The 23,093-nt window shown below is 67.7% G+C and carries 19 protein-coding genes and 2 rRNA genes (1 of these 21 cut by a window edge); 13 read left to right on the top strand and 8 right to left on the bottom strand.

Features of this window, described 5'->3' with window-relative positions:
* Together AB8P05_RS25190 and rrf are read left to right on the top strand one after the other, a co-directional pair.
* Positions 1-1,794, top strand: a 23S ribosomal RNA gene (locus AB8P05_RS25190) (it extends 951 nt beyond the left edge of the window).
* A gap of 131 nt (positions 1,795-1,925) precedes the next feature.
* Positions 1,926-2,041, top strand: a 5S ribosomal RNA gene (gene rrf, locus AB8P05_RS25185).
* Positions 2,042-2,167: 126 nt separating this feature from the next.
* Here rrf and AB8P05_RS25180 read toward each other — a convergent pair.
* Positions 2,168-3,127, bottom strand: coding sequence for a LysR family transcriptional regulator (locus AB8P05_RS25180; protein ID WP_472760886.1), 960 nt, complete (start codon positions 3,125-3,127; stop codon positions 2,168-2,170).
* A 111-nt stretch (positions 3,128-3,238) separates the two neighbouring features.
* On the opposite strand from AB8P05_RS25180, the gene AB8P05_RS25175 reads away from it, so the two are divergent.
* The 10 genes from AB8P05_RS25175 (at position 3,239) to fdhF (ending at position 16,796) form a co-directional block, all read left to right on the top strand.
* On the top strand, positions 3,239-4,735 hold the full coding sequence (locus AB8P05_RS25175) for a form I ribulose bisphosphate carboxylase large subunit (protein WP_472760885.1): 1,497 nt from the start codon (positions 3,239-3,241) through the stop codon (positions 4,733-4,735).
* A gap of 13 nt (positions 4,736-4,748) precedes the next feature.
* The gene (locus AB8P05_RS25170; RefSeq protein WP_472760884.1) at positions 4,749-5,189 is read left to right on the top strand and encodes a ribulose bisphosphate carboxylase small subunit; all 441 of its coding nucleotides are present in this window, start codon (positions 4,749-4,751) and stop codon (positions 5,187-5,189) included.
* Entirely contained in the window at positions 5,179-5,901 is a 723-nt protein-coding gene (gene rpe / locus AB8P05_RS25165; RefSeq protein ID WP_472760883.1) for a ribulose-phosphate 3-epimerase, read from the top strand. The genes AB8P05_RS25170 and rpe overlap by 11 nt, the downstream gene beginning before the upstream one ends.
* Positions 5,898-6,818 (top strand): CbbX protein, encoded by a 921-nt coding sequence (gene cbbX, locus AB8P05_RS25160; RefSeq protein ID WP_472760882.1) that lies wholly within the window; start codon positions 5,898-5,900, stop codon positions 6,816-6,818. The genes rpe and cbbX overlap by 4 nt, the downstream gene beginning before the upstream one ends.
* Positions 6,819-6,863: 45 nt before the next feature.
* Entirely contained in the window at positions 6,864-7,976 is a 1,113-nt protein-coding gene (locus AB8P05_RS25155; RefSeq protein ID WP_472760881.1) for a class 1 fructose-bisphosphatase, read from the top strand.
* Positions 7,977-7,990: 14 nt separating this feature from the next.
* Positions 7,991-8,866, top strand: a complete 876-nt coding sequence (locus tag AB8P05_RS25150; RefSeq protein WP_472760880.1) for a phosphoribulokinase — start codon at positions 7,991-7,993, stop codon at positions 8,864-8,866.
* A gap of 99 nt (positions 8,867-8,965) precedes the next feature.
* Entirely contained in the window at positions 8,966-11,008 is a 2,043-nt protein-coding gene (tkt, locus tag AB8P05_RS25145; protein WP_472761188.1) for a transketolase, read from the top strand.
* Positions 11,009-11,025: 17 nt separating this feature from the next.
* Positions 11,026-12,063: a class II fructose-bisphosphate aldolase gene (gene fba / locus AB8P05_RS25140; RefSeq protein ID WP_472760879.1), complete on the top strand. Its 1,038-nt coding sequence runs from the start codon at positions 11,026-11,028 to the stop codon at positions 12,061-12,063.
* Positions 12,064-12,259: 196 nt separating this feature from the next.
* Positions 12,260-14,014, top strand: a complete 1,755-nt coding sequence (locus tag AB8P05_RS25135) for an NAD(P)H-dependent oxidoreductase subunit E (RefSeq protein WP_472761187.1) — start codon at positions 12,260-12,262, stop codon at positions 14,012-14,014.
* A gap of 10 nt (positions 14,015-14,024) precedes the next feature.
* On the top strand, positions 14,025-16,796 hold the full coding sequence (fdhF, locus tag AB8P05_RS25130; RefSeq protein ID WP_472760878.1) for a formate dehydrogenase subunit alpha: 2,772 nt from the start codon (positions 14,025-14,027) through the stop codon (positions 16,794-16,796).
* On the opposite strand, the gene AB8P05_RS25125 is transcribed toward fdhF, so the two are convergent.
* The 5 genes from AB8P05_RS25125 to AB8P05_RS25105 are packed head-to-tail and all read right to left on the bottom strand — an operon-like array spanning position 16,756 to position 20,444.
* A complete protein-coding gene (locus tag AB8P05_RS25125; protein ID WP_472760877.1) occupies positions 16,756-17,493 on the bottom strand; it encodes a (5-formylfuran-3-yl)methyl phosphate synthase in 738 nt (245 codons plus the stop codon). The genes fdhF and AB8P05_RS25125 overlap by 41 nt on opposite strands.
* Positions 17,490-18,074, bottom strand: a complete 585-nt coding sequence (locus AB8P05_RS25120; RefSeq protein WP_472760876.1) for a DUF447 domain-containing protein — start codon at positions 18,072-18,074, stop codon at positions 17,490-17,492. The genes AB8P05_RS25125 and AB8P05_RS25120 overlap by 4 nt, the downstream gene beginning before the upstream one ends.
* Before the next feature lie 3 nt (positions 18,075-18,077).
* Positions 18,078-19,463, bottom strand: coding sequence for a DUF6513 domain-containing protein (locus AB8P05_RS25115; protein ID WP_472760875.1), 1,386 nt, complete (start codon positions 19,461-19,463; stop codon positions 18,078-18,080).
* Positions 19,464-19,478: 15 nt separating this feature from the next.
* Positions 19,479-19,916 carry a dihydroneopterin aldolase gene (locus tag AB8P05_RS25110; RefSeq protein WP_472760874.1) on the bottom strand — a complete coding sequence of 146 codons (438 nt, stop codon included), beginning with the start codon at positions 19,914-19,916 and terminating at the stop codon, positions 19,479-19,481.
* Between the two features lie 45 nt (positions 19,917-19,961).
* Positions 19,962-20,444, bottom strand: coding sequence for a DUF3280 domain-containing protein (locus tag AB8P05_RS25105; protein ID WP_472760873.1), 483 nt, complete (start codon positions 20,442-20,444; stop codon positions 19,962-19,964).
* Positions 20,445-20,543: 99 nt separating this feature from the next.
* On the opposite strand from AB8P05_RS25105, the gene AB8P05_RS25100 reads away from it, so the two are divergent.
* Positions 20,544-21,170: a hypothetical protein gene (locus AB8P05_RS25100; RefSeq protein WP_472760872.1), complete on the top strand. Its 627-nt coding sequence runs from the start codon at positions 20,544-20,546 to the stop codon at positions 21,168-21,170.
* 9 nt (positions 21,171-21,179) lie between these two features.
* Here AB8P05_RS25100 and AB8P05_RS25095 read toward each other — a convergent pair whose 3' ends face one another.
* Both AB8P05_RS25095 and AB8P05_RS25090 read right to left on the bottom strand, forming a co-directional pair.
* Positions 21,180-22,499: a quinoprotein dehydrogenase-associated putative ABC transporter substrate-binding protein gene (locus tag AB8P05_RS25095; protein WP_472760871.1), complete on the bottom strand. Its 1,320-nt coding sequence runs from the start codon at positions 22,497-22,499 to the stop codon at positions 21,180-21,182.
* A 7-nt stretch (positions 22,500-22,506) separates the two neighbouring features.
* Complete coding sequence (locus AB8P05_RS25090) at positions 22,507-23,058, bottom strand: c-type cytochrome (protein ID WP_472760870.1); 552 nt, start codon at positions 23,056-23,058, stop codon at positions 22,507-22,509.
* Positions 23,059-23,093: the final 35 nt, after the last annotated feature.

Raw genomic sequence — 23,093 nt, 5'->3', positions numbered from 1 at the left:
CGAGAGGGAAACAGCCCAGACCGCCAGCTAAGGTCCCCAAATCACGGCTAAGTGGGAAAGGATGTGGGAAGGCCATGACAACCAGGAGGTTGGCTTAGAAGCAGCCATCCTTTAAAGAAAGCGTAATAGCTCACTGGTCTAGTTAAGCCGGCCTGCGCCGAAAATGTATCGGGGCTCAAGCCGTGTACCGAAGCTGCGGATGCGATCTTATGATCGCGTGGTAGCGGAGCGTTCCGTAAGCCTGCGAAGGGTGTCCGTGAGGCCGCCTGGAGGTATCGGAAGTGAGAATGCTGACATGAGTAGCGACAAACAGTGTGAGAAACACTGTCGCCGAAAGTCCAAGGGTTCCTGCGCAAGGTTAATCCACGCAGGGTGAGCCGGCCCCTAAGGCGAGGCCGAAAGGCGTAGTCGATGGGAACCACGTTAATAGTCGTGGGCCTGGCGGAGGTGACGGATTGGAAAGCGTGTACGATCTTATCGGATTGATCGTGCTGTGGACCGGTTCCAGGAAATAGCCCCGCCGTATAGACCGTACCCCAAACCGACACAGGTGGACTGGTAGAGTATACCCAGGCGCTTGAGAGAATGGTGTTGAAGGAACTCGGCAAATTGCCCTCGTAACTTCGGAAGAAGAGGGCCCCGTTGTGGCGCAAGCCATGGCGGGGGGCACAGACCAGGGGGTAGCGACTGTTTACTAAAAACACAGGGCTCTGCGAAGCCACACAAGGCGACGTATAGGGTCTGACGCCTGCCCGGTGCCGGAAGGTTAAGAGGAGAGGTGCAAGCCTTGAATTGAAGCCCCGGTAAACGGCGGCCGTAACTATAACGGTCCTAAGGTAGCGAAATTCCTTGTCGGGTAAGTTCCGACCTGCACGAATGGCGTAACGACTTCCCCGCTGTCTCCAACACCAACTCAGCGAAATTGAACTCTCCGTGAAGATGCGGAGTTCCCGCGGTCAGACGGAAAGACCCCGTGCACCTTTACTACAGCTTTGCAGTGGTGCTAGGGACTTCATGTGTAGGATAGGTGGGAGGCTTGGAAGCATGGGCGCCAGCTCGTGTGGAGCCATCCTTGAAATACCACCCTTGAAGTCTCTGGCATCTAACCGTGGCCCGTGATCCGGGTCCGGGACCCTGCATGGCGGGTAGTTTGACTGGGGCGGTCGCCTCCCAAAGTGTAACGGAGGCGCGCGATGGTGGGCTCAGAGCGGTCGGAAATCGCTCGTCGAGTGCAATGGCATAAGCCCGCCTGACTGCAAGACTGACAAGTCGAGCAGAGACGAAAGTCGGCCATAGTGATCCGGTGGCTCCACGTGGACGGGCCATCGCTCAACGGATAAAAGGTACGCCGGGGATAACAGGCTGATGACTCCCAAGAGTCCATATCGACGGAGTCGTTTGGCACCTCGATGTCGGCTCATCACATCCTGGGGCTGGAGCAGGTCCCAAGGGTTCGGCTGTTCGCCGATTAAAGTGGTACGTGAGCTGGGTTTAGAACGTCGTGAGACAGTTCGGTCCCTATCTGCCGTGGGTGTCGGAGTTTTGCGAGGATCTGTCCCTAGTACGAGAGGACCGGGATGGACATACCTCTGGTGCACCGGTTGTCACGCCAGTGGCATGGCCGGGTAGCTAAGTATGGACGGGATAACCGCTGAAAGCATCTAAGCGGGAAACCCACCTCTAAACCAGAGCTCCCTTGAGAGCCGTGACAGACCATCACGTCGATAGGAGGCATGTGGACGGGCAGCAATGTCTGAAGCTAAGCCTTACTAATCGCTCGATCGGCTTGATCTCGACCCCACATTACCGCGCCATGCGCAGCAGCAAGCCTGCTTGACGCACACACCGCAGTTCGATACATCCTCGACCTCACTTGCACTGAACAGCTATACGCTTCGGATAGCGTCGGTCTTGAGCCTCGGTGACCTGGTGGTCATGGCGAGGTGTCAAACACCCGATCCCATCCCGAACTCGGCCGTGAAAAGCCTCCGCGCCAATGGTACTGCGTCTTAAGACGTGGGAGAGTAGGTCGCCGCCAGGTCACTCAGGCTCAAGAGACGCTCAAAAACGAGGCATAAACGCTGGCATCTTCCTACACACACCAGAAACGCCCCGGTTCACATGAGCCGGGGCGTTTCGGCGTTGTCTGTGCTTTTCCCGCCGGTCTTCAGCCATCGCGGGCAAGCGCCCGGTGGCCGGCCTGGATGCTGTCGATGATCGCCTGTCCGCGCTCCAGAAGGTAGCCGCGCAGCTGCGCATGCACCGGCAGCAGCGGCAGGCTGCGGCGGTGGGCGATGTACCAGGACCGCATCAGCGGCAGCCCCTCCACCTTCAACTCGCGAAGCATGCCCAGCGCCAGTTCCAGGTCCACGGTGTGGCGGGACAGCAGGGCGACGCCGATGCCGGCCATGACCGCCTGCTTGATCGTCTCGTTGCTGCTGGAGGTCATGACGATGTTCGGCGAAAAGCCCTGGCCGTGGAAATAGGCGTCGGTCAGCGCCCGCGTGCCCGCCCCCTCCTCCCGCGCGATGAAGCCGCTGTCGGCCAGATCGGACAGGCGCAGGGACGGGGCGTCGGCCAGCGGATGGGTCGGCGCGCAGATGATGATGCTGGGATGGCGGGCGAAGGGTTCGGCCAGCAGTTCCTCAGCGTCGAGCGGGCGGCCCATGATGGCGAGGTCCACCTCGCCCTTGGCGACCATCGCATTCACCTCCCGCCGGTTGCCGTCCTGGAGATGGATCGACACGCCCGGCCGCTCCGCCTGAAAACGGGAGACCATGTGCGGGGCAATGTATTTGGCGGTGCTGACCAGCCCGATGGTGACGTTGCCGCCAGTCACCCCCTTCAGCGCCTGCATCCGCCTGTCGGCGTTCTCCAGCGCTTGGAGGATCAGCGTCGCATGGTCCAGCAGGTCGCGCCCGGCCTCCGTCAGGACGACGCCGCGTCCCACCCGCTCGAACAGCGGGAAGCCGCAATGGCCCTCCACCTGCTTGATCTGGAACGAGACCGCGCCGGGCGTCAGGCCGAACTGCTCCGCCACGCGGGCGAAGGACAGGCTGCGGGCGGCGGCGGTGAAGATCTGGAGCTGGCGCAACGTGGCGTGCCGGATGGTCATCGGCCGTCCCATTCATCAGGAAATCCTATCCATATTGTGCTGTGTATTTGAATTTTCCTCAATAGTACGTGGGGCTAACGTTTTCATCGGAACGAACCGAACGCCACCGGCGAGGTGAAGACGATGAACTACGTATCGACGACTCTTCCTACGGATCGGACGGCCGCCGACGGGGTGGTCAGCGACCCGAAGGCCCGCTATCGGCCAGGGGTACTGAAATACCGGCAGATGGGCTATTGGGAGCCGGACTATCAGCCGAAGGACACCGACGTGCTCGCCGTCTTCCGCATCACGCCGCAGGACGGCGTGGACCCGGAGGAAGCGGCGGCGGCGGTCGCCGGCGAAAGCTCCACCGCCACCTGGACCGTGGTGTGGACCGACCGCCTGACCGACTGCGAGCGCTACCGCGCCAAGGCCTTCCGCGTCGATCCGGTGCCCGGCACGCCGGGCCAGTATTTCGCCTACATCGCCTATGAACTCGACCTGTTCGAGGAAGGGTCGATCGCCAACCTCACGGCGTCGATCATCGGCAACGTCTTCGGCTTCAAGCCGCTGAAGGGATTGCGGCTGGAGGACATGCGGATCCCCGTCGCCTATTTGAAGACCTTCCAGGGACCGGCCACCGGAATCGTGGTGGAGCGCGAGCGGCTGAACAACTTCGGCCGGCCGCTGCTGGGCGCCACCATGAAGCCCAAGCTGGGCCTGTCCGGCCGCAACTATGGCCGCGTGGTGTATGAGGCGCTGAAGGGCGGGCTGGACTTCACCAAGGATGACGAGAACATCAACTCGCAGCCCTTCATGCATTGGCGCGACCGCTTCCTCTACTGCATGGAGGGGGTGAACCGCGCCACCGCCGAGACCGGGGAGGTCAAGGGCACCTACCTGAACGTCACCGCCGCCACCATGGAGGACATGTACGAGCGCGCCGAGTTCGCCAAGGAACTGGGCAGCGTCATCATCATGATCGACCTCGTGATTGGCTACACCGCCATCCAGTCGATGGCGAAATGGGCGCGGCGCAACGACATGATTCTGCACCTGCACCGCGCCGGCCATTCCACCTACACCCGGCAGAAGAGCCACGGCGTGTCCTTCCGCGTCATCGCCAAATGGATGCGCATGGCCGGCGTCGACCACATCCATGCCGGCACCGTCGTCGGCAAGCTGGAGGGCGACCCCAACGTCATCCGCGGCATCTACGACACCTGCCGCGAGACCCATGTCCCGCAGAACCTGCAGCACGGCATCTTCTTCGACCAGCCCTGGGCCGGCCTGAAGCGGGTGATGCCAGTGGCGTCCGGCGGCATCCATGCCGGGCAGATGCACCAGCTGCTGACCTATCTGGGTGAGGACGTGATCCTGCAGTTCGGCGGCGGCACCATCGGCCACCCCGACGGCATCCAGGCTGGCGCCACCGCAAACCGCGTGGCGCTGGAAACCATGGTCAAGGCCCGCAACGAGGGCCGCGACATCTGGAACGAGGGGCCGGAGATCCTGCGCGACGCCGCCCGCTGGTGCGCTCCGCTGCGCGCCGCGCTCGACACCTGGAAGGACGTGACCTTCGATTACGCCTCCACCGACAGCGTCGATTACGTCCCCACCCCCACCGCGGCGATGTGAAGGAGCGAATCCCATGCGTTTGACCCAGGGCCAGTTCTCCTTCCTGCCGGACCTGACGGACGAGGAGATCACCAAACAGGTGCAATATGCCCTCGACCAGGGCTGGGCCGTGGCGGTGGAGTTCACCGACGATCCGCACCCCCGCAACAGCTATTGGACGATGTGGGGCAACCCCATGTTCGACCTGCGCGACGCCAAGGGCGTGATGATGGAGATCGACGCCTGCCGCACCGCCCACCCCGACCAGTACGTCAAGGTCCTCGCCTTCGACAGCTCCTACGGGTTCGAGACGGTGCGCATGTCCTACCTGATCTACCGCCCGGCTGAAGAGCCCGGTTTCGAACTGCTGCGGTCGGAGGGACCGGGGCGGCGCATCGGCTATACGGTGCGCAGCTATGCCACCGGCCGGCCTTCCGGCGAGCGCTATGGCGGGGAGGTCCGTCATGGAACGTAGTTTGGGAGACGGCCATCTCCTCGCCCCCTCCATTCTGTCCGCCGACTTCGCCCGGCTGGGCGAGGAGGTGGAGCGGGTGGTGGAGGCCGGTTGCGAGGTCGTCCATGTCGACGTGATGGACAACCATTATGTCCCGAACCTGACCATCGGTCCGCTGGTCTGTGCCGCCATCCGTCCGCGCACCCGCGCCGTCATCGACGTTCATCTGATGGTGCGACCGGTCGATGCGCTGGTGCCGCTGTTCGCCAAGGCCGGCGCCGACATCGTCAGCTTCCATCCCGAGGCGTCGGAGCATCCCGACCGCACCCTGTCCCTGATCCGCGAGCAGGGCTGCCGCGCCGGGCTGGCGCTGAACCCGGCAACGCCTCTGGCGCATCTGGACCATGTGATGGACCGGCTGGACCTGATCCTCGTCATGTCGGTCAATCCCGGCTTTGGCGGGCAGTCCTTCATCCCGTCCGCGTTCGAGAAGATCGCCGAGGTCCGCCGCCGCATCGACCGCCACCGCGAGCGCACCGGGCGCGACATCCGGCTGGAGGTGGATGGCGGCATCAAGCCTGACAACATCCGCACCGTCGCCGATGCCGGGGCCGACATCTTCGTCGCCGGTTCCGCCATCTTCGGCGCGGCGGATTCCGACGGCGGCTATCGCGGCGTGGTTGGGCGGATGCGCGCCGCATTGATGGCCGAACCGGAATGGAGGGCGGCATGAGCGACGCGGCCGACCTTCTCGACCCCGAAGCCCGCAGCCATCCGCCCGACGCACCGTCCGTCGATCTCGACGCGCTCTATCGCGAGTCCGGCATCGGGGAAATGCTGGCGGGGATGGACCGTGAACTGGTCGGGCTGACGCCGGTGAAGACCCGCATCCGTGAGATCGCTGCCCTGCTTCTGGTGGAACGGGCCCGCCGCAGCATCGGCCTCAGGGCGGAGCCGCCATCGCTTCATATGTGCTTCACCGGCAATCCCGGCACCGGCAAGACGACGGTGGCGCGCCGCATGGCCGGGCTTCTCCACGGGCTGGGCTATATCCGGCGCGACCATGTGGTCAGCGTCACCCGCGACGATCTGGTCGGCCAGTATATCGGCCACACCGCGCCGAAGACGAAGGAGGTGCTGAAGCGCGCCATGGGCGGCGTGCTGTTCATCGACGAGGCCTATTACCTCTACCGGCCGGAGAACGAGCGCGATTACGGGCAGGAGGCCATCGAGATCCTGCTGCAGGTGATGGAGGACAACCGGGACGATCTGGTCGTGATCCTCGCTGGCTACCGCGACCGCATGGAGGTCTTCTTCCGCTCCAACCCCGGCATGGCGTCGCGCATTGCCCACCATGTCGATTTCCCCGACTACGAGGCCGGCGAACTGCTGGAGATCGCCCGGCTGATGACGGAGGGCATGCAGTACCGCTTCGCGCCGGAGGCCGAGCGGGCGATGGGCGACTACATCCGCTGCCGCATGGTGCAGCCGCGCTTCGCCAATGCCCGCTCCATCCGCAATGCGCTGGACCGTGCCCGCCTGCGTCAGGCCAACCGCCTGTTCGAGGCGCGCGGCAACGCCATCGCCGCCGCCGACCTGCTGACCATCGCCGAGGAGGACATCCGCCAAAGCCGTGTCTTCACACAATAGGCCGGCAACAAGCCGGCCGGTCAAAACACGAGAGAGGGGGAACCGATGCCGCACCGTCACACGACCTTCAGCAAATTCATCATCGAGGACCAGCGCCGCCGCGGCGGGGCCGACACCGACCTGACCGCGCTGCTCAACGACGTGCAGACCGCGTGCAAGTTCATCGCCAGCGCCGCCGCCCGCGGGTCGCTGACGCCGTCGGCCGGCCAGCCCGCCGCACCGGCCCCCGAACCCGGCGTGAATGTCCATGGCGAGACGCAGAAGCCGCTGGACCTGATCGCCAACGAGATCATGCTGCGCACCTGCGAGTATGGCGGCAAGCTCTGCGGCATGGCGTCGGAGGAGATGGAGGAGCCCTACCGCATCCCCCGCGAATACCCGCGCGGCCGCTATCTGCTGGCCTTCGATCCGCTGGACGGCTCCTCGAACGTGGACGTCAACCTGACGGTCGGCACCATCTTCTCCATCCTCAAGGCGCCCGACGGGGTGGACGAGCCGGAGGTGGAGCATTTCCTGCAGCCCGGCACCCGGCAGGTGGCGGCGGGCTTCGCGCTCTACGGTCCGGCCGACATGATCATCGCCACCTTCGGCGAGGGCGTGCACGGCTTCACGCTCGACCGCGAGATCGGCGCCTATACCCTGACCCATCCCGACATGCGCATCCCCGACCATGTCTGCGAGTTTGCCATCAACAGCTCCAACGCCCGCTTCTGGGAGCCGCCGGTGCGCCAGTATGTCGAGGAGTGCATCAAGGGCAGTTCCGGCCCGCGCGAGGCGGATTTCAACATGCGTTGGATCGCCTCGCTGGTGGCGGAGGTCTACCGGATCCTGATCCGCGGCGGCGTCTTCCTTTATCCGCGCGACGCCCGTCCCACCCACAAGCCGGGCCGGCTGCGCCTTCTCTACGAGGCCAATCCCATCGCCATGCTGGTTGAGCAGGCGGGCGGCGCGGCCAGCACCGGGCGGCAGCGCATCCTCGATATCCAGCCGACGGCGCTGCACCAGCGCGTGCCGGTGATCCTGGGATCGAAAGCGGAGGTGGAGCGGCTGGTCGCCTATCACGCCGCCTACGACCGGGGGGAGGAGCTGGCCTTCAGCGCCCCGCTGTTTGGCAGCCGGTCGCTGTTCCTGGCGCCTGAATCCGCGGCGCTCGGCTGAGGGAGGGGGATGCCATGTCGGCCCGTCATCCGATCATCGTCGTCACCGGTTCCTCCGGCGCCGGGACCACCACCGTGACCCGCACCTTCCAGCAGGTCTTCCGCCGCGAGGGCATCGCCGCCGCCATCGTCGAAGGCGACAGCTTCCACCGCTACGACCGCCGCGAGATGCGCGCCAAGGTCGCCGAGGCGCAGGAGCAGCCCCATTCGACCTTCAGCCATTTCGGCCCCGACGCCAACCTGTTCGACGAGCTGGACGATTTGTTCCGCAGCTATGGCGAGACCGGCGGCGGCCGGACCCGCAAATACCTGCATGACGAGAAGGAGGCCGAACCCTACGGCCAGGACCCCGGCACCTTCACGCCGTGGGAACAGATCGAGCCCGGCACCGACCTGCTGTTCTACGAGGGGCTGCACGGCTGCGTGCGCACCGAGCGCGTCGATCTCGCCCGCCATGCCGACCTGAAGATCGGTGTGGTTCCCATCGTGAACCTGGAATGGATCCAGAAGATCCACCGCGACCGCAACCTGCGCGGCTATTCGGAGGAGGCCATCGTCGACACCATCCTGCGGCGCATGCCCGACTATGTGAAATACATCTGCCCGCAGTTCAGCAGCACCGACGTGAATTTCCAGCGCGTGCCGACGGTGGACACCAGCAACCCCTTCATCGCCCGCGACATCCCGACCTCGGACGAAAGCATGCTGGTCATCCGCTTCACCCGGCCCAAGGGCATCGACTTCCCCTATCTGCTGTCGATGCTGAAGGACAGCTTCATGACCCGGCCCAACACCATCGTCTGTCCGGGCGACAAGATGGCGCTGGCGATGCAGCTGATCTTCACGCCGATGATCTGGCAGCTGGTCGACCGCAAGAAGAAGGCGTTCTGAGGGGGAACTCTTCACAATCCCCTCTCCCCCGGGGAGAGGGGGTTTCTCCTTGCCGCCTGAGAATTCAAAACCGGGAGGACACCAACCATGAACGCGTCGATGACCGCGGCCGTCGAGGTCCGCGAACAGGACCGGCTTGCCTTGCCGCCGGCCGATCTCTCCAGCCGCGCGCCAGGGCGCCGCCTGCTTGCCAACGCCTTGCGCGTGCTCGCCATCGACGCGGTGGAGGCCGCGAACTCCGGCCATCCCGGCATGCCGATGGGGATGGCCGACATCGCCGAGGCGCTGTGGCGGCGCCATCTGCGCCACAATCCGGCGGACCCGCGCTGGCCCGACCGCGACCGCTTCGTGCTGTCGAACGGGCACGGCTCCATGCTGCTCTATGCGCTGCTGCACCTGACCGGCTACGACCTGCCGATGGAGGAACTGCGGCGGTTCCGCCAGCTCGGCTCGCGCACGCCGGGGCATCCGGAATATGGCGTCACGCCGGGGGTGGAGACGACCACCGGGCCGCTGGGGCAGGGGCTTGCCAACGCGGTCGGCATGGCGCTGGCCGAACGGCTGCTGGGGGCGGAGTTCAACCGGCCGGGCCACCGGATCGTCGATCACCGGACCTTCTGCTTCGTCGGCGACGGCTGCCTGATGGAGGGGATCAGCCACGAGGCCTGCTCGCTGGCCGGCACGCTGGGGCTGGAAAAGCTGGTGGTCTTCTACGACGACAACGGCATCTCCATCGACGGACCCGTCACCGGCTGGTTCACCGATGATACGGCGCAGCGGTTCGAAGCCTATGGCTGGCGGGTGATCCGCGCGGTGGACGGTCATGATGCCTACGCGCTGGACACAGCCATCGACGAGGCGCTGACACCCTGCGGCAAGCCGACTCTGATCTGCTGCAAGACGGTGATCGGCCATGGTTCCCCCAACCGGGCCGGCTCGGCCGAGGTGCATGGCGCGCCGCTGGGATCGGCCGAGGCCGCCGCGACCAGGGCCGCGCTCGGCTGGAGCTCCCCGCCCTTCGAGCTGCCGGACGAGGTGCGTGCCGGTTGGGACGCCCGGCGGCGCGGTGCGGCGGCACAGGCCGACTGGCAGGCAACGTTCGATGCCTATGCCGACGCCCACCCGCAGGCCGCAGCCGAGTTCCTGCGGCGGATGCGCGGCGAGCTGCCGGAGGGCTTCGCCGAGGCGGCCGACGCCTGGATCGCCGCCGTTGCCGAGAAGGCGGAACCGATGGCGACGCGCAAGGCGTCCCAGCAGGCCATCCAGGCGCTGGCGGGCCTGCTGCCGGACCTGCTGGGCGGATCGGCCGACCTGACCGGCTCCAATCTCACCGACTGGCGGGGGAGTGGCGGGCGCCACCTGCATTACGGTGTGCGGGAATTCGCCATGGCCGCGGTGATGAACGGCGTGGCGCTGCATGGCGGCTTCCTGCCCTTCGGCGGCACCTTCCTGGCTTTCTCCGACTATGCCCGCAACGGCCTGCGCCTGTCGGCGCTGATGGGGTTGCGCGTTGTCCATGTCTTCACCCATGACGGCATCGGCCTGGGCGAGGACGGTCCCACTCACCAGCCGGTCGAGCATGCCGCCAGCCTGCGGCTGATGCCGAACCTCGACGTCTGGCGCCCCTGCGATGCCCTGGAAACCGTCGTCGCGTGGCGCGCCGCGGTGGAGCGGGCGGACGGGCCGACTGCGCTGCTGCTGTCGCGCCAGACCCTGCCGGCACAGAGTGGTGTGGAGCGTTCCCGCGATGCCGCCCGCGGCGGCTATGTGCTGGCCGATGACGAGCGCCCGGACGTGGTGCTGATCGCCACCGGGTCGGAGGTTGCCATCGCCATGGAGGTGCGGCGGCTGCTCGCCGGGCGGGGCGTTGCCGCCCGCGTCGTCTCGATGCCCTGCTGCGAGGTCTTCGACCGGCAAGACCCGGCATGGCGACGCGGCGTGCTGCCGGATGGGGTTCCCCGGCTGGCGGTGGAGGCCGGGGCGACCGGGCTGTGGCGCGCCCATGTCGGGCTGGACGGCGATGTGGTCGGCCTCGACCGCTACGGCGAATCCGCCCCCGCCGCCGATCTCTACCGCCATTTCGGCATCACGGCGGAGGCGGTGGCGGACCGTGCCCAACGCCTCTGCTCTTCCCAGTCTTGAACCGGAGACCTCCCGCGATGGCCCTGATCTCCCTCCGACAGCTCCTCGACCATGCGGCCGACCATGGCTATGGCGTGCCGGCCTTCAACATCAACAATCTGGAACAGATCCAGGCGATCATGCAGGCGGCCGACGACTGCGCCAGCCCGGTGATCCTCCAGGCTTCCGCCGGCGCGCGCAAATATGCCGGCGAGCCGTTCCTGCGCCACATGGTGCAGGCGGCGGTGGAGATGTGGCCGCACATCCCCGTCTGCCTGCACCAGGACCATGGCGCCAGCCCGGCCGTCTGCCAGCAGGCGATCCGCTCCGGCTTCACCAGCGTGATGATGGACGGCTCGCTGCTGGACGACATGAAGACGCCGGCCGGCTACGACTACAACATCCGCGTCACGCGGCAGGTGGTGGAGCAGGCGCACGCCGTCGGTGTCTCGGTGGAGGGCGAGCTGGGCTGCCTCGGCTCGCTGGAGACCGGGCGGGCGGGGGAGGAGGACGGGTCCGGCGCCGCCGGCACGCTGTCGCGCGACCAGCTGCTGACCGACCCGGATCAGGCGGCTGATTTCGTGGCGCGGACGGGGGTGGATGCGCTCGCCATCGCCATCGGCACCAGCCACGGCGCCTATAAGTTCAGCCGCCGCCCGGATGGCGAGGTGCTGGCCATCGGCCGCATCCGCGCCATTCACGACCGCATCCCCGACACCCATCTGGTGATGCACGGCTCCTCCAGCGTGCCGCAGGAGTGGCTGGAGGTCATCCGCGCCCATGGCGGCCGCATCCGCGAGACCTACGGCGTCCCGGTGGAGGAGATTCGCGAAGGCATCCGCAACGGCGTGCGCAAGGTCAACATCGACACCGACATCCGCCTCGCCATGAGCGGCAGCCTGCGCCGCGCGATGATGACGCGGCCGGAGGAGTTCGACCCGCGCAAGTTCCTGGCCGAGGCGACCGGGGCCGCCCGCGCCCTCTGCCGCGAGCGGTTCGAGGCCTTCGGGTCGGCCGGGCAGGCGGCACGGATCGTCCCGCTTCCGCTGGACCGCATGGCCGCCCGCGCCGCCTGATACACCATCATCCCGTCACCCCACCCGACATTCCCATCCAGCGGAAAGCGACGATGATTTAGTATGCTGACTTTCAGCAAAGGATGCGTTACCGTGGCATCTGGTATACGAGACACCAGGAACTCGGATCGCGACAACCAGAAGCGCGGACCATCCAGCAGAGGCCAGAAACGCCGTGACCGCATTTCCTCCGATCATCAGCGCAAAGCCGCCGGGCGGCGTTCCTGCCCGCAGTATCCACCCCGGCTCCGGCCGCCGCAAGACGCGCGACCAGCAGAAGGGCCGTCAGGTCGATCCCCTCAGCCTCGATGAGGTGCGGGAGCTTCTCGGCGACCGCTCCCGTCAGGCCGATCTGCTGATCGAGCATCTCCACCTCCTTCAGGACCATTACGGCTGCCTGCATGCCCGTCACCTCGCGGCACTGGCGAAGGAGATGAAGCTGGCGCTGGTCGAGGTGTTCGAGGTGGCGTCCTTCTACGCCCATTTCGACATCGTGATGGATGGCGAGCCGGCGCCGCCGAAGCTGACCATCCGTGTCTGCGATTCGCTGAGCTGCGCGCTGGCCGGGGCCGAACAGCTGCACGAGGCGCTGAAGGCCGGCGTCGACGAGCGCGAGGTCCGCGTCGTGCGCGCCCCCTGCATGGGCGGCTGCAACAACGCCCCCGTGGTGGCGATCGGCCATGCCCCGCACGAGAACGCGACCGTCGAGAGCGTGCTCGACGCCGTGGCCCACGGCCATACCCACCCCGAAATTCCCAACTACCTAGGCTTCGACGAGTATATCCGCAACGGCGGCTACAAGATGCTGGCCGAATGCCTGGACGGTGCGCGCGACGTCGATGCCGTGCTGAAGATGCTGGAGGATTCCAGCATCCGCGGCCTGGGCGGCGCCGGCTTCCCCACCGGCCTGAAATGGCGCTATGTCCGGGCGGAGCCGGGACCGCGCATGATGGCGATCAACGGCGACGAGGGCGAGCCCGGCACCTTCAAGGACCGCTTCCATCTGGAACGCGACCCGCACCGCTTCCTGGAAGGGATGCTGATCGGCGCCTGGACGGTGGAGGCGACCGACGTCTACATCTACCTGCGCGACGAATACCCGCAATGCCGGGAAATCCTGCTGCGCGAGATCCCGAAGGTCGAGGCCGCCGGCCTTGCCCGCCACACCCGCATCCATCTGCGGCGCGGCGCCGGCGCCTACATCTGCGGCGAGGAATCGGCGATGCTGGAGAGCATCGAGGGCAAGCGCGGGCTGCCCCGGCACAAGCCGCCCTTCCCGTCGGTGGTCGGCCTGTTCGGCCGCCCGACCCTGATCAACAACATCGAGACGGTGTTCTGGGTTCGCGAGATCCTTGAGAAGGGCGGGGCATGGTTTGCCAGCCACGGGGCGAACGGACGCAAGGGTCTGCGCACCTTCTCCGTCTCCGGCCGGGTGAAGGAGCCGGGGGTCAAGCTGGCCCCGGCCGGCATCACCCTGCAGGAGCTGGTCGACCAGTATTGCGGCGGCATGGCCGAAGGCCACACGCTGAAGGGCTATCTGCCCGGCGGCCCGTCCGGCGGCATCCTGCCGGCGTCGATGGCGAACATCCCGCTCGATTTCGGCACGCTGGAACCGCATGGCTCCTTCATCGGCTCGGCCGCCGTCGTCGTGCTGTCCGACAAGGACAACATGCGCGACGTTGCGCTGAACCTGCTGAAATTCTTCGAGGATGAGAGCTGCGGCCAGTGCACCCCCTGCCGGGTCGGCACCGAGAAGGCCGTGCGCCTGATCAGCGAGCCGGAGTGGGACGAGGAACTGCTGAAAGCGCTCGCCACCGTCATGGGCGACGCGTCGATCTGCGGCCTGGGTCAGGCGGCGATGAATCCGATCAAGCTGGTGATGAAGCATTTCCGCGACGACTTCGTGTCGCGCCAGGGCACGGCCCAGGGCGCAACCGGATCGCAGGGGTAAGGAGACCGACATGTCCAACGGCATCACTTTCACCCTGGACGGCACCGAGGTCGAGGCACGCCACGGCGAAACGATCTGGCAGGTCGCCACGCGTCTGGGCACCGAGATCCCGCATCTCTGCCACCGGCCGGAGCCGGGCTACCGCCCCGACGGCAACTGCCGCGCCTGCATGGTGGAGATCGAGGGGGAGCGCGTGCTCGCCGCCTCCTGCATCCGCAAGCCCAAGCCCGGCATGACCGTGCGCACCGCGTCGGAGCGGGCCAAGGCGTCGCGCAAGCTGGTCTTCGAACTGCTGCTGGCCGACCAGCCGGAGCGGGAGACCGCGCACGACCCCAACTCCAGCTTCTGGAACTGGGCCGACAAGGTCGAGATCGCCGGCAGCCGCTTTCCCACGGTGGACCGGCCGAACAAGACCGACGACATGTCGCACCCGGCGATGGCGGTCCAGCTCGACGCCTGCATCCATTGCAACCTGTGCGTCCGCGCCTGCCGCGAGGTCCAGGTCAACGACGTCATCGGCATGGCGGCGCGCGGGCATCTGGAAAAGATCGTCTTCGACTTCGACGACCCGATGGGCCAGTCCACCTGCGTCGCCTGCGGCGAGTGCGTGCAGGCCTGCCCGACCGGCGCCCTGATGCCGGCGACCCTGGTGGACGAGAAGGGCGTCTACACCAACGCGCCCGACCGCGAGGTGGACTCCGTCTGCCCCTATTGCGGTGTCGGCTGCCAGCTGACCTACAAGATCAAGGACAACAAGATCGTCGCCGTCGATGGCCGCGACGGTCCGTCGAACCAGAACCGCCTGTGCGTGAAGGGCCGCTTCGGCTTCGATTACGCCCATCACGGCGACCGCCTGACCGTCCCGCTGATCCGCAAGGAGGGCGTGTCGAAGCACGACGTCGACATCGACCCGATGAACCCCTTCACCCATTTCCGCGAAGCGAGCTGGGACGAGGCTCTGGCCGTCGCCGCCGGCGGCCTGCGCAAGATCCGGGACGAGCGCGGCGGCAACGCGCTGGCCGGCTTCGGGTCGGCCAAGGGGTCGAACGAGGAGGCCTACCTGTTCCAGAAGCTGGTGCGCACCGGCTTCGGCACCAACAATGTCGACCACTGCACGCGGCTCTGCCACGCGTCCTCGGTGGCGGCGCTGATCGAGGGCGTCGGGTCGGGGGCGGTGTCGGCGCCCTTCATGGCGGCTGAGGATGCCGAGGTCATCGTCATCATCGGCGCCAACCCGACCGAGAACCATCCCGTCGCCGCGACCTTCTTCAAGAACGCGGCGGAGCGCGGCGCCAAGCTGATCGTCATGGATCCGCGCGGGCTCGCCATGGCGCGCCATGCCACGCACATGCTGCAGTTCACGCCCGGCCGCGACGTGTCGATGCTGAACGCCATCCTCCACACCATCATCGCGGAGGGGCTGTACGACCGGCAATATGTCCAGGCCAACACCGAGGATTTCGAGGCGCTGGCCGAGACGGTGAAGGACTATCCGCCGGAGGAGATGGAGAAGGTCTGCGGCATCCCGGCCGCCAAGCTGCGCGAGGTGGCGCGGCTGTTCGCCCGGTCCAAGGCGTCGATCATCTTCTGGGGCATGGGCGTGTCGCAGCACATCCACGGCACCGACAACAGCCGCTGCCTGATCGCGCTGTCGCTGGTCACCGGCCAGATCGGCCGCCCCGGCACCGGCCTGCATCCGCTGCGCGGCCAGAACAACGTCCAGGGCGCGTCCGACGCCGGCCTGATCCCGATGTTCTACCCCGACTACAAGTCGGTCGAGGATCCGGAAGTCCAGTCCTTCTACGAGAATTACTGGGGCACCAAGCTGGACGGCAAGCGCGGCCTGACGGTGGTCGAGATCATGGACGCCATCCATGACAACCGGATCAAGGGCCTCTACATCGAGGGCGAGAACCCGGCGATGTCCGACCCCGACGTGACCCACGCCCGCGAGGCGCTGGCCATGCTCGACCATCTGGTGGTGCAGGACATCTTCCTGACCGAGACGGCAAAATACGCCGACGTGGTGCTGCCGGCCTCGGCCTGGCCGGAGAAGGACGGCACGGTCATCAACACCAACCGGCAGGTCCAGATGGGCCGCGCGGCGGTGCCGCTGCCGGGCGAGGCGCGGCAGGATCTGTGGATCATCCAGGACATGGCGCGCGGGCTGGGGCTGAACTGGAACTACACCCACGTGTCGCAGGTGTTCGCGGAGATGGTCGGCGCCATGCCGTCGCTCGCCAACATCACCTGGGAGCGGGTGGAGCGCGAGGGCTCCGTCACCTATCCGGTGGACGGCCCCGACCAGCCCGGTCACGACATCGTCTTCGGCAACGGCTTCCCCACCAGGTCCGGCCGCGGGCGCTTCGTGCCGGCGCGTCCGATCAACCCGGCGGAGACGCCCGATCTCGAATACCCGCTGGTGCTCACCACCGGCCGCCAGCTGGAGCATTGGCACACCGGGTCGATGACCCGGCGGTCCAGCGTGCTGGACGCGGTGGAGCCGGAGGCGGTGGCCTATGTCTCCCCGCACGACCTCACCCGCGCGGGCATGAGGACCGGCGACTACATGCTGGTGTCGAGCCGCCGCGGCACCATCCGGCTGAAGGCGCGCATCGACGACCGCATGCCGGTCGGGCTGGTCTTCATCCCCTTCGCCTACGCGGAAGCGGCGGCGAACGTGCTGACCAACCCGCAGCTCGATCCCTTCGGCAAGATCCCGGAGTTCAAATACTGCGCGATCAGGATCGAGAAGGCGCAGATGGCCGAGGCGGCGGAGTAGCCCCGGACGATCCGGCCATGGCGGCGGCGACCCGCGCCACCGCCTGCGGGTCGATGCCCGCGGTGCGCTCCCCGCCGCAGAGCGCGCCGCGGAAGCCGAGGTAATCGGGCGACAGGGCCGAGAGGGCCGGGATGTCTGCAACGCGCAGCGACCCGGCCAGCCCGGTCAGCAGCCCGTGCGCCCGTGCGCAGCAGACGAAGCTGGACAGCTGCGCATCGTGCCAGTGGTGGCGCAGCCCGTGGCGCTTGCCGGCGGTGTCCAGCATCGCTCCGCGGAAACCGGCGGATGCCAGCCGGTCGATGGGCAGGCAGCCGGGGTCCGGCGGCCAGCGGTCGGCGAAGAGCACGGCGACCAGTTGCACCCCCTCCGCCGCCAGCGGTGCCAGCGCGTCGATGCAGCGGTCGGGCGCTCCATCGGGCGCGAAGCCGATCTTGACGAAATCCACCCCGGTCGCGGCGATCCGCCGTGCCGCGGGCTCCACCGCGTCCGGCCGCATCGGATGGTCGCCGATGGTGGCGCTCAGCCGCGGACGGTCAGGCCGGGCCGCCAGATCGCGCACCGTGGCGGCGATGTCCTCCACCGCCCATGCTCCCAGCGCCCCGGCCGCGGGATTCTTCAGGTCCAGGATGTCGGGGCCTGCCGGCAGGATCAGGGGAATTTCCGCCGCTGTCGCGACGCTGGCCAGCCATCCGGTCATGAGCGGTTCTCCGCGCGGTGAGCGGCGATGCGGTCCATCAGCCAGCCCCAGGCCTCCAGTTCGGGCGGGCCGGCGGTCTTGCCGATGGCGATGGACAGGTAATCGACTTCCCGGTCGATCTTGTCGGCGGGCAGCATGTGCAGCCGGCTGACCAGAATCGCCGCCTCGATCACCGCCGCCTGCGCCCGGTTGTGGCCGCGAAAAGGGGCGTGGGTCGCGGCATGGACGATGCGGCAGTGGAAGCGCGGGCGGACCGGGTCGTCCTCCACCTCCGCCACGACGATCTCCTCATGCGACAGGCAGTCGGCAAGGCGAGGGGCGTCGATCCGCTCGGCCGGGACGGTCGGCCAGTCGCGCCGGCGTCCGCTGATGCAGCCGGCGAAAACCCGGACGTCGTCGGTGTGGTTGACGACGGCGCACCGGCGGGCGAACAGGTTGTCCAGCGTCCGCGACGGCCGGAACGGAGCAAGGATGAAGCGTTCCCCGTCGCCGTCCGGCTCCACCGTCACCCCCATCGGCGCCACATGGGGCCGCCCGTCGGCGCCGGTGGTGGTGATGATGGTCTCGCGGATCAGGGGCATGGCTCAGCCGCCTCGCTTGGTCGGGCCGATGGCGTGAAAGCCGGTCGGGTCGTCCCGTGGCTCGTCGGTCGCCACCCCCCAGCGCAATTCGCTGTCCTGGGCGTAGCGTTTGCCGAGCTGCCACGCGATCTGCGCCCGCGCCAGTTCCACCCCCAGATAAAAGGCGTGGCCGGTGTCTGTTCCGAGATCAAGCGTCGGGAACAGGTCGAACGGGTCGGTGGCGCGGTGGTGGCCGTCGCGGTTGTAGAGGTGGATGCCCTCCGCGCTGACCTCCACCCGGTAATTGGGGTCGCGGATCTGCGCCGCGGTCTCGGCGATCAGGGCGGCGTCGCGGACGAAGGGCCGGCGGTCGCGCAGGCAGAGCAGGCCGGTGCCGAAGCCGCGCGGCATGCTGTGCGCGGCGCGGGCGGCGAAGAACTGGCGCCGCGCCGCGTCGAACTCGCGGATGGCGCGGCGGCAATGCGGGCTGACCTGCACCGCCAGCACGTTGCCGATGCGCAGTTCGGACACCACCCCCATCAGCACCGCTGTGATGCCGGAGGTGTCGGCGTCGGTCAGTTCGGTCACATTGCCGATGCCCATCAGGATCTCGGCGTCGGGCCAGCGCTCCCGCACCGTGCGGTAGCGCAGCAGCGAGTCGGTGAAGCCGTGGTGGATCGGCTCCAGGATCGGATCGACCAGGAAGCGCCGCCCGCGGCGGGCCATGGCCTCGACGGCGCGGCCCAGGCTGTCCAGGTCCGTCGGCGTGGTCGGGATCAGCACCGGCACCGCGTCGCCTTCCTCGGCGAGGTGGACCGTTTCCTCCGTGAGGCTGAGCAGATAGTCGGCGCCGGCCCGGGTGGCGCGGCGCAGTTCCTCCGGGTTCAGGGAATCGACGCTGACGGCGAAGCCGGCTTCATGCAGCGCGCCGATGGCCTCCTCCAGATGCGGAAAGGGCGTGTCGGGCAGGCAGCCGAGGTCGATGACGTCGGCGCCGTCGGCGCGAAGCTCCGCCGCCTTGGCGAGGATGGCGGCGGTGTCGCGCGACGGCGCGTCCACGATCTCGGCGAAGATGCGGGTGCCATGCCGGCTGAGGTCGAGCGGGCGGGCCTGACGCTGGAAGAATTGCGGCAGATCCTCCAACTCGTCGGGGCCGCGCTCCACCGCCGTGCCGAAATGGGCGGCGAGGGCGCCGAGGTCTCCCCGGAAGCGGCCCGGCAGCAGGATCAGGTCGGCGCCGCGCGCGGAGTCCAGCCGCCGCAGGACGATCTCGGTGGTGGCGAGTGCCGCGACCTTGACGCCGAGATTGACGATGGTCGCGGCGAAGGGCAGGGGGGCGAGCGAGTCCAGCACCTGACGCAGCCGGTCCTCCGCCAGGGAGCCGGTCAGGAAAAGGATGTGCCGTGGCATGCCGCCTCCCGTTCCTCACGGTTGATCCCTTGCACCCGTCAGCACCACGCCGACGCCGGCCGCCTGCGGGACGATCTCCAGCTTTTCCACCTGGACGCGGGCGAAAACCGCCTGCGGCGGCGACAGGCACAGCGCCAGCAGCTTTTCCGCCAGAACTTCCAGCAGTTGGATGTGGGGGCTGCGCTGGAAGGCTTCGACACCCCGGATCAGGTATTCGTAGGAGACGACGGCGTCGAGGTCGTCGACGAAGGGGCGGTTCGGCACCTCCACCGTGACGGTCAGGCTGACGCGCACGCGCTGGGTCCGCGTCTTCTCATGGTCCCAGACGCCGATGTGGAAGTCGCCGACATAATCGTGCAGCACAAGGTCGTACCGGCGCATCACGGCGCTGGCGGGCGGTGGCCGCAGGACGTTCATGATGCTGCTGTAACCGCTTTGAGAATCGTCCGGCATCGTCTGGGTCCTCCCCGCCGCCTGTTCTTTTCAGCGCTGTCCGGTTCACCGTCTGGCCGGTGCATGGTCCGCCAGCCGGTGTTCGGCCAGCCAGGCGACGCCGCGCGACCAGGCGGTGGCATTGTCGCCGCGGATGTCGCCGCGCGCCGTCGTCACCACGCGGCCGGTGCCGACATCCTCCACCACCACGGCGATCCACAGGATCAGGCTGCTGACCTTGCGGACGACGCCGAACACGACCAGATCGGCGCCGGCGGCCCGCGCGATGTCGGCCTCGCAGCCGTTGCAGGTGCGGATTTGCGTTCCCGGCGGAACCAGCCGCGCCGTGGCGTCGCCGTCGATCACGTCATAGCCCCGGTCGTCCAGCGCGCGGCGCAGCTCCGCACTGACCCGCTTCAGACGCTCCGCATGGTCGGCCGCCGGAGGTTCGCCGCTGCTGTCCTCCAGCTCCAGGTCGAGCACCAGGGTCCGCGCCGACGCCGAGCCCGGGACGGCGGCGGCAAGGCCGAGGGCCAGCACTGCGATCATAGCGGCTCCGATCCGCCTCCCCGCATGATCCATCGGGCTTCCCCTTTTGTGCAGCGGTTCCGATTGCACCGGATCGTTGGTGTTGCCATCATTCCTGACATGCATCGATCATCTCCCATCGCCGCCGCGGCGTTGGCCGCGGTTCTGGTCGCCGGGTCGCCCGCGATTGCCGCGGCCCAGGATCCGAAGAATCCCGACTGGCCCTGCCCGCAGGTCCTTGTTCCGGCCCTGTCGCCGGCATCGGTCTGGGACGGCCCGCCGATCGACGGGCTGGAGGAGGAGTGGCAGCGGGATTCCGCCGTCGCCGCCCTGGTGCGGCGCGCAGCCGACGACAGCGTCGATCCCGCCACCCTGGAGCGGGAAGCCGAAGCGCTGGCCGGCCCGGTGCGGAAGGGGGAGGAGCAGGAGCATGACCGCAGGCTCGCGCTGCTCTTCGCCGGGTCCTTCCAGACGCTCGACCGCCAGCGCACCGCCGCCATCGCTTCCATCGAACGCTATGCCCAGCATCAGCGCGCCCTGCGCGAGCGCATCGCCGCCGCCCTGCGCGACCTCGACGCCGCGTCGGGGGATGCAGCCCGCGCGCAGGAGATCAAGGCCGCCATCGCCTGGGACCGCCGCATCCTCGACGACCGCCGCCGGGCGCAGACCGCGGTGTGCAAGCAGCCGGCCCGCATCGAACAGCGGCTGGGCCAGATCGCGCGCATGCTGTCGGCGCTTCTGTCCTGAAGGCGTCACTCAGTTGGCCATCCCGGGTTCGGGCTCGACGACGACAAGCTCGCGGCCGGCGGCCGCCCAGCCGTCGGTGCCGGCCGGGTACCATTTGACCGTCTGATAGCCGAGCGCCACCGCCCGTTTGGCGGCATTCCAGCTCATCCAGCAGTCCGGCTGGCAGAACACCACCAGCGGACGCTTGCGGTCGCCGGCGGTCAGCGCCTCCAGGCTGTTGCGGAAATAGGCCTCCTGATCGGCGGACGGCGCGCCATAGCCGACATTCGGCAGCCAGTGGGCGCCGGGAAGGCTGCGATGGGGCGGCGGGACCCAGCGGCTGCCGGGCGCCAGCCCGTCCGGCTTCGGCGGGGTTGGCAGCACGTCGATCAGGACCGCCCCGGCCTTGGCCAGCCGTCCGACCTCCTCCGGCCCGACCGTCTCCGCACCGCGCAGGGTGGGCGGGGTGGGAGAGCGGTAGTCGCCCATGCGGTAGCCGTCCGGTTCCGGCACAGTTGCCCCATTCGCCGCCGCCCGGATCGACCCGTCGGCGTTGGCGAGCGGGACATGGTATTCGGCCAGAATGCGGTCGATGTCGTCCTGGCGGCGGACGATGAAATCGTTCAGCCAGTGGCGCCAGTCCGGCTCGTCCGGGCGGATGCCCATGGAGATCATGTATTGGAAGGGCGAGGCGCCCGGTTCGTCCCTCAGCGGCACGACCTCCAGCGGCACGGACTGCCGGGCGGCGAAATAGCCGGCGATGGGACCCCAGACGATGGCGGCGTCGGTGCGGGCCGCGGCGACATCCTTCACCGCCTGCTGGGCCGGATGGTGGGCGCGCGTGTCGGTGTCGAGCTGGTAGGGCTCCAGGTTGGTCAGCCCGTGGCGGAGCATCACCGCCGACGGCGGCGTGCGGGCGACCACGCCGATGCGGGCCCCCTGCAGCGACGGATCGGCAAGCGTCTTCGCGGTGATCCCGGAATCCTTGCGGTAGACCAGCGCATAGGTGGACCGGTAATAGGGGTTGGTGTTCTGCATCAGCTCTTCGCCGACCGCCGTCCCCATCACCAGGTCGCATTGCCGGGTGCGCAGCGTGTTGCGGACGAAGCCGATGGTCTGTGGCCACCAGGTGAAGGTCAGCGGAACCTTCAGCTCGTCGGCGATCAGCTTGGCGATGCGGTTCTCGAAGCCTTCCTGCCGGTCGTTGGAGAAGGGAAGCAGGCTGGCGTCCGCGCAGACGCGCAGCACCTCCGTCGGGATGCCTTCCGCCGCATGGGCGGACCGGCCGGCGGTGGCCGCCGCACAGAGCGCGACGGCCACCGCCAGGGAAAGGACGGGCCGGCAGATCATGCCGTACTCACGATGCCGACTTGAAGCGCTCGGGCCGGCCGCGGCCGATCTTCTCGTCGGAGCGGGCCTTCAGATACCGGTAGATGTCGGCGAGATTCGTCATCACGTTGGGGTCGGTGCCGAAGGTCGGCATCACCCGGTCGCCGGTGGCGCCCATGTTGGTCCGGCCGTTGGTCACCACATCGGTGAACTGCCAATAATCCATCCGCTTCAGCGAATCGGTCAGGGCCGGCGCGAAGGTCGATCCCAGCCCGTCCGGCCCATGGCAGACATGGCAGGACGAGGCGTAGCGCCGGTAGCCGTTGTAAGTTCCCTGGTCGACCTTGCCGTCCCGCACCGCATAGAGCGGCACCCCTTCGTCGTTCACCAGCTCTTCCGGTTCGGCGACCTTCGCTTCCTGCGGTGCGCCCCCTCCCGATGGGGTTTGCGCCGTCTGGCTTTGTGTCGGCTGGACTTGCGCGGGCTTCTGTGCGGCATCCTGCTGGCCGAACGCGCTGCCGAGGGCCACCGTCACGGTGAACCCAAGAGCGGCGCACAGCCCGATCAGGTATTTGGGCATGTCACTGTCTCTCCCCACTGCCTTTGTTCGTGTCT

It is taken from the genome of Azospirillum sp. VT-I1 (assembly GCF_055698305.1).
The sequence above is the reverse complement of the archived record's forward strand: the minus strand, read 5'-3'. Positions and strand labels throughout refer to the sequence as shown.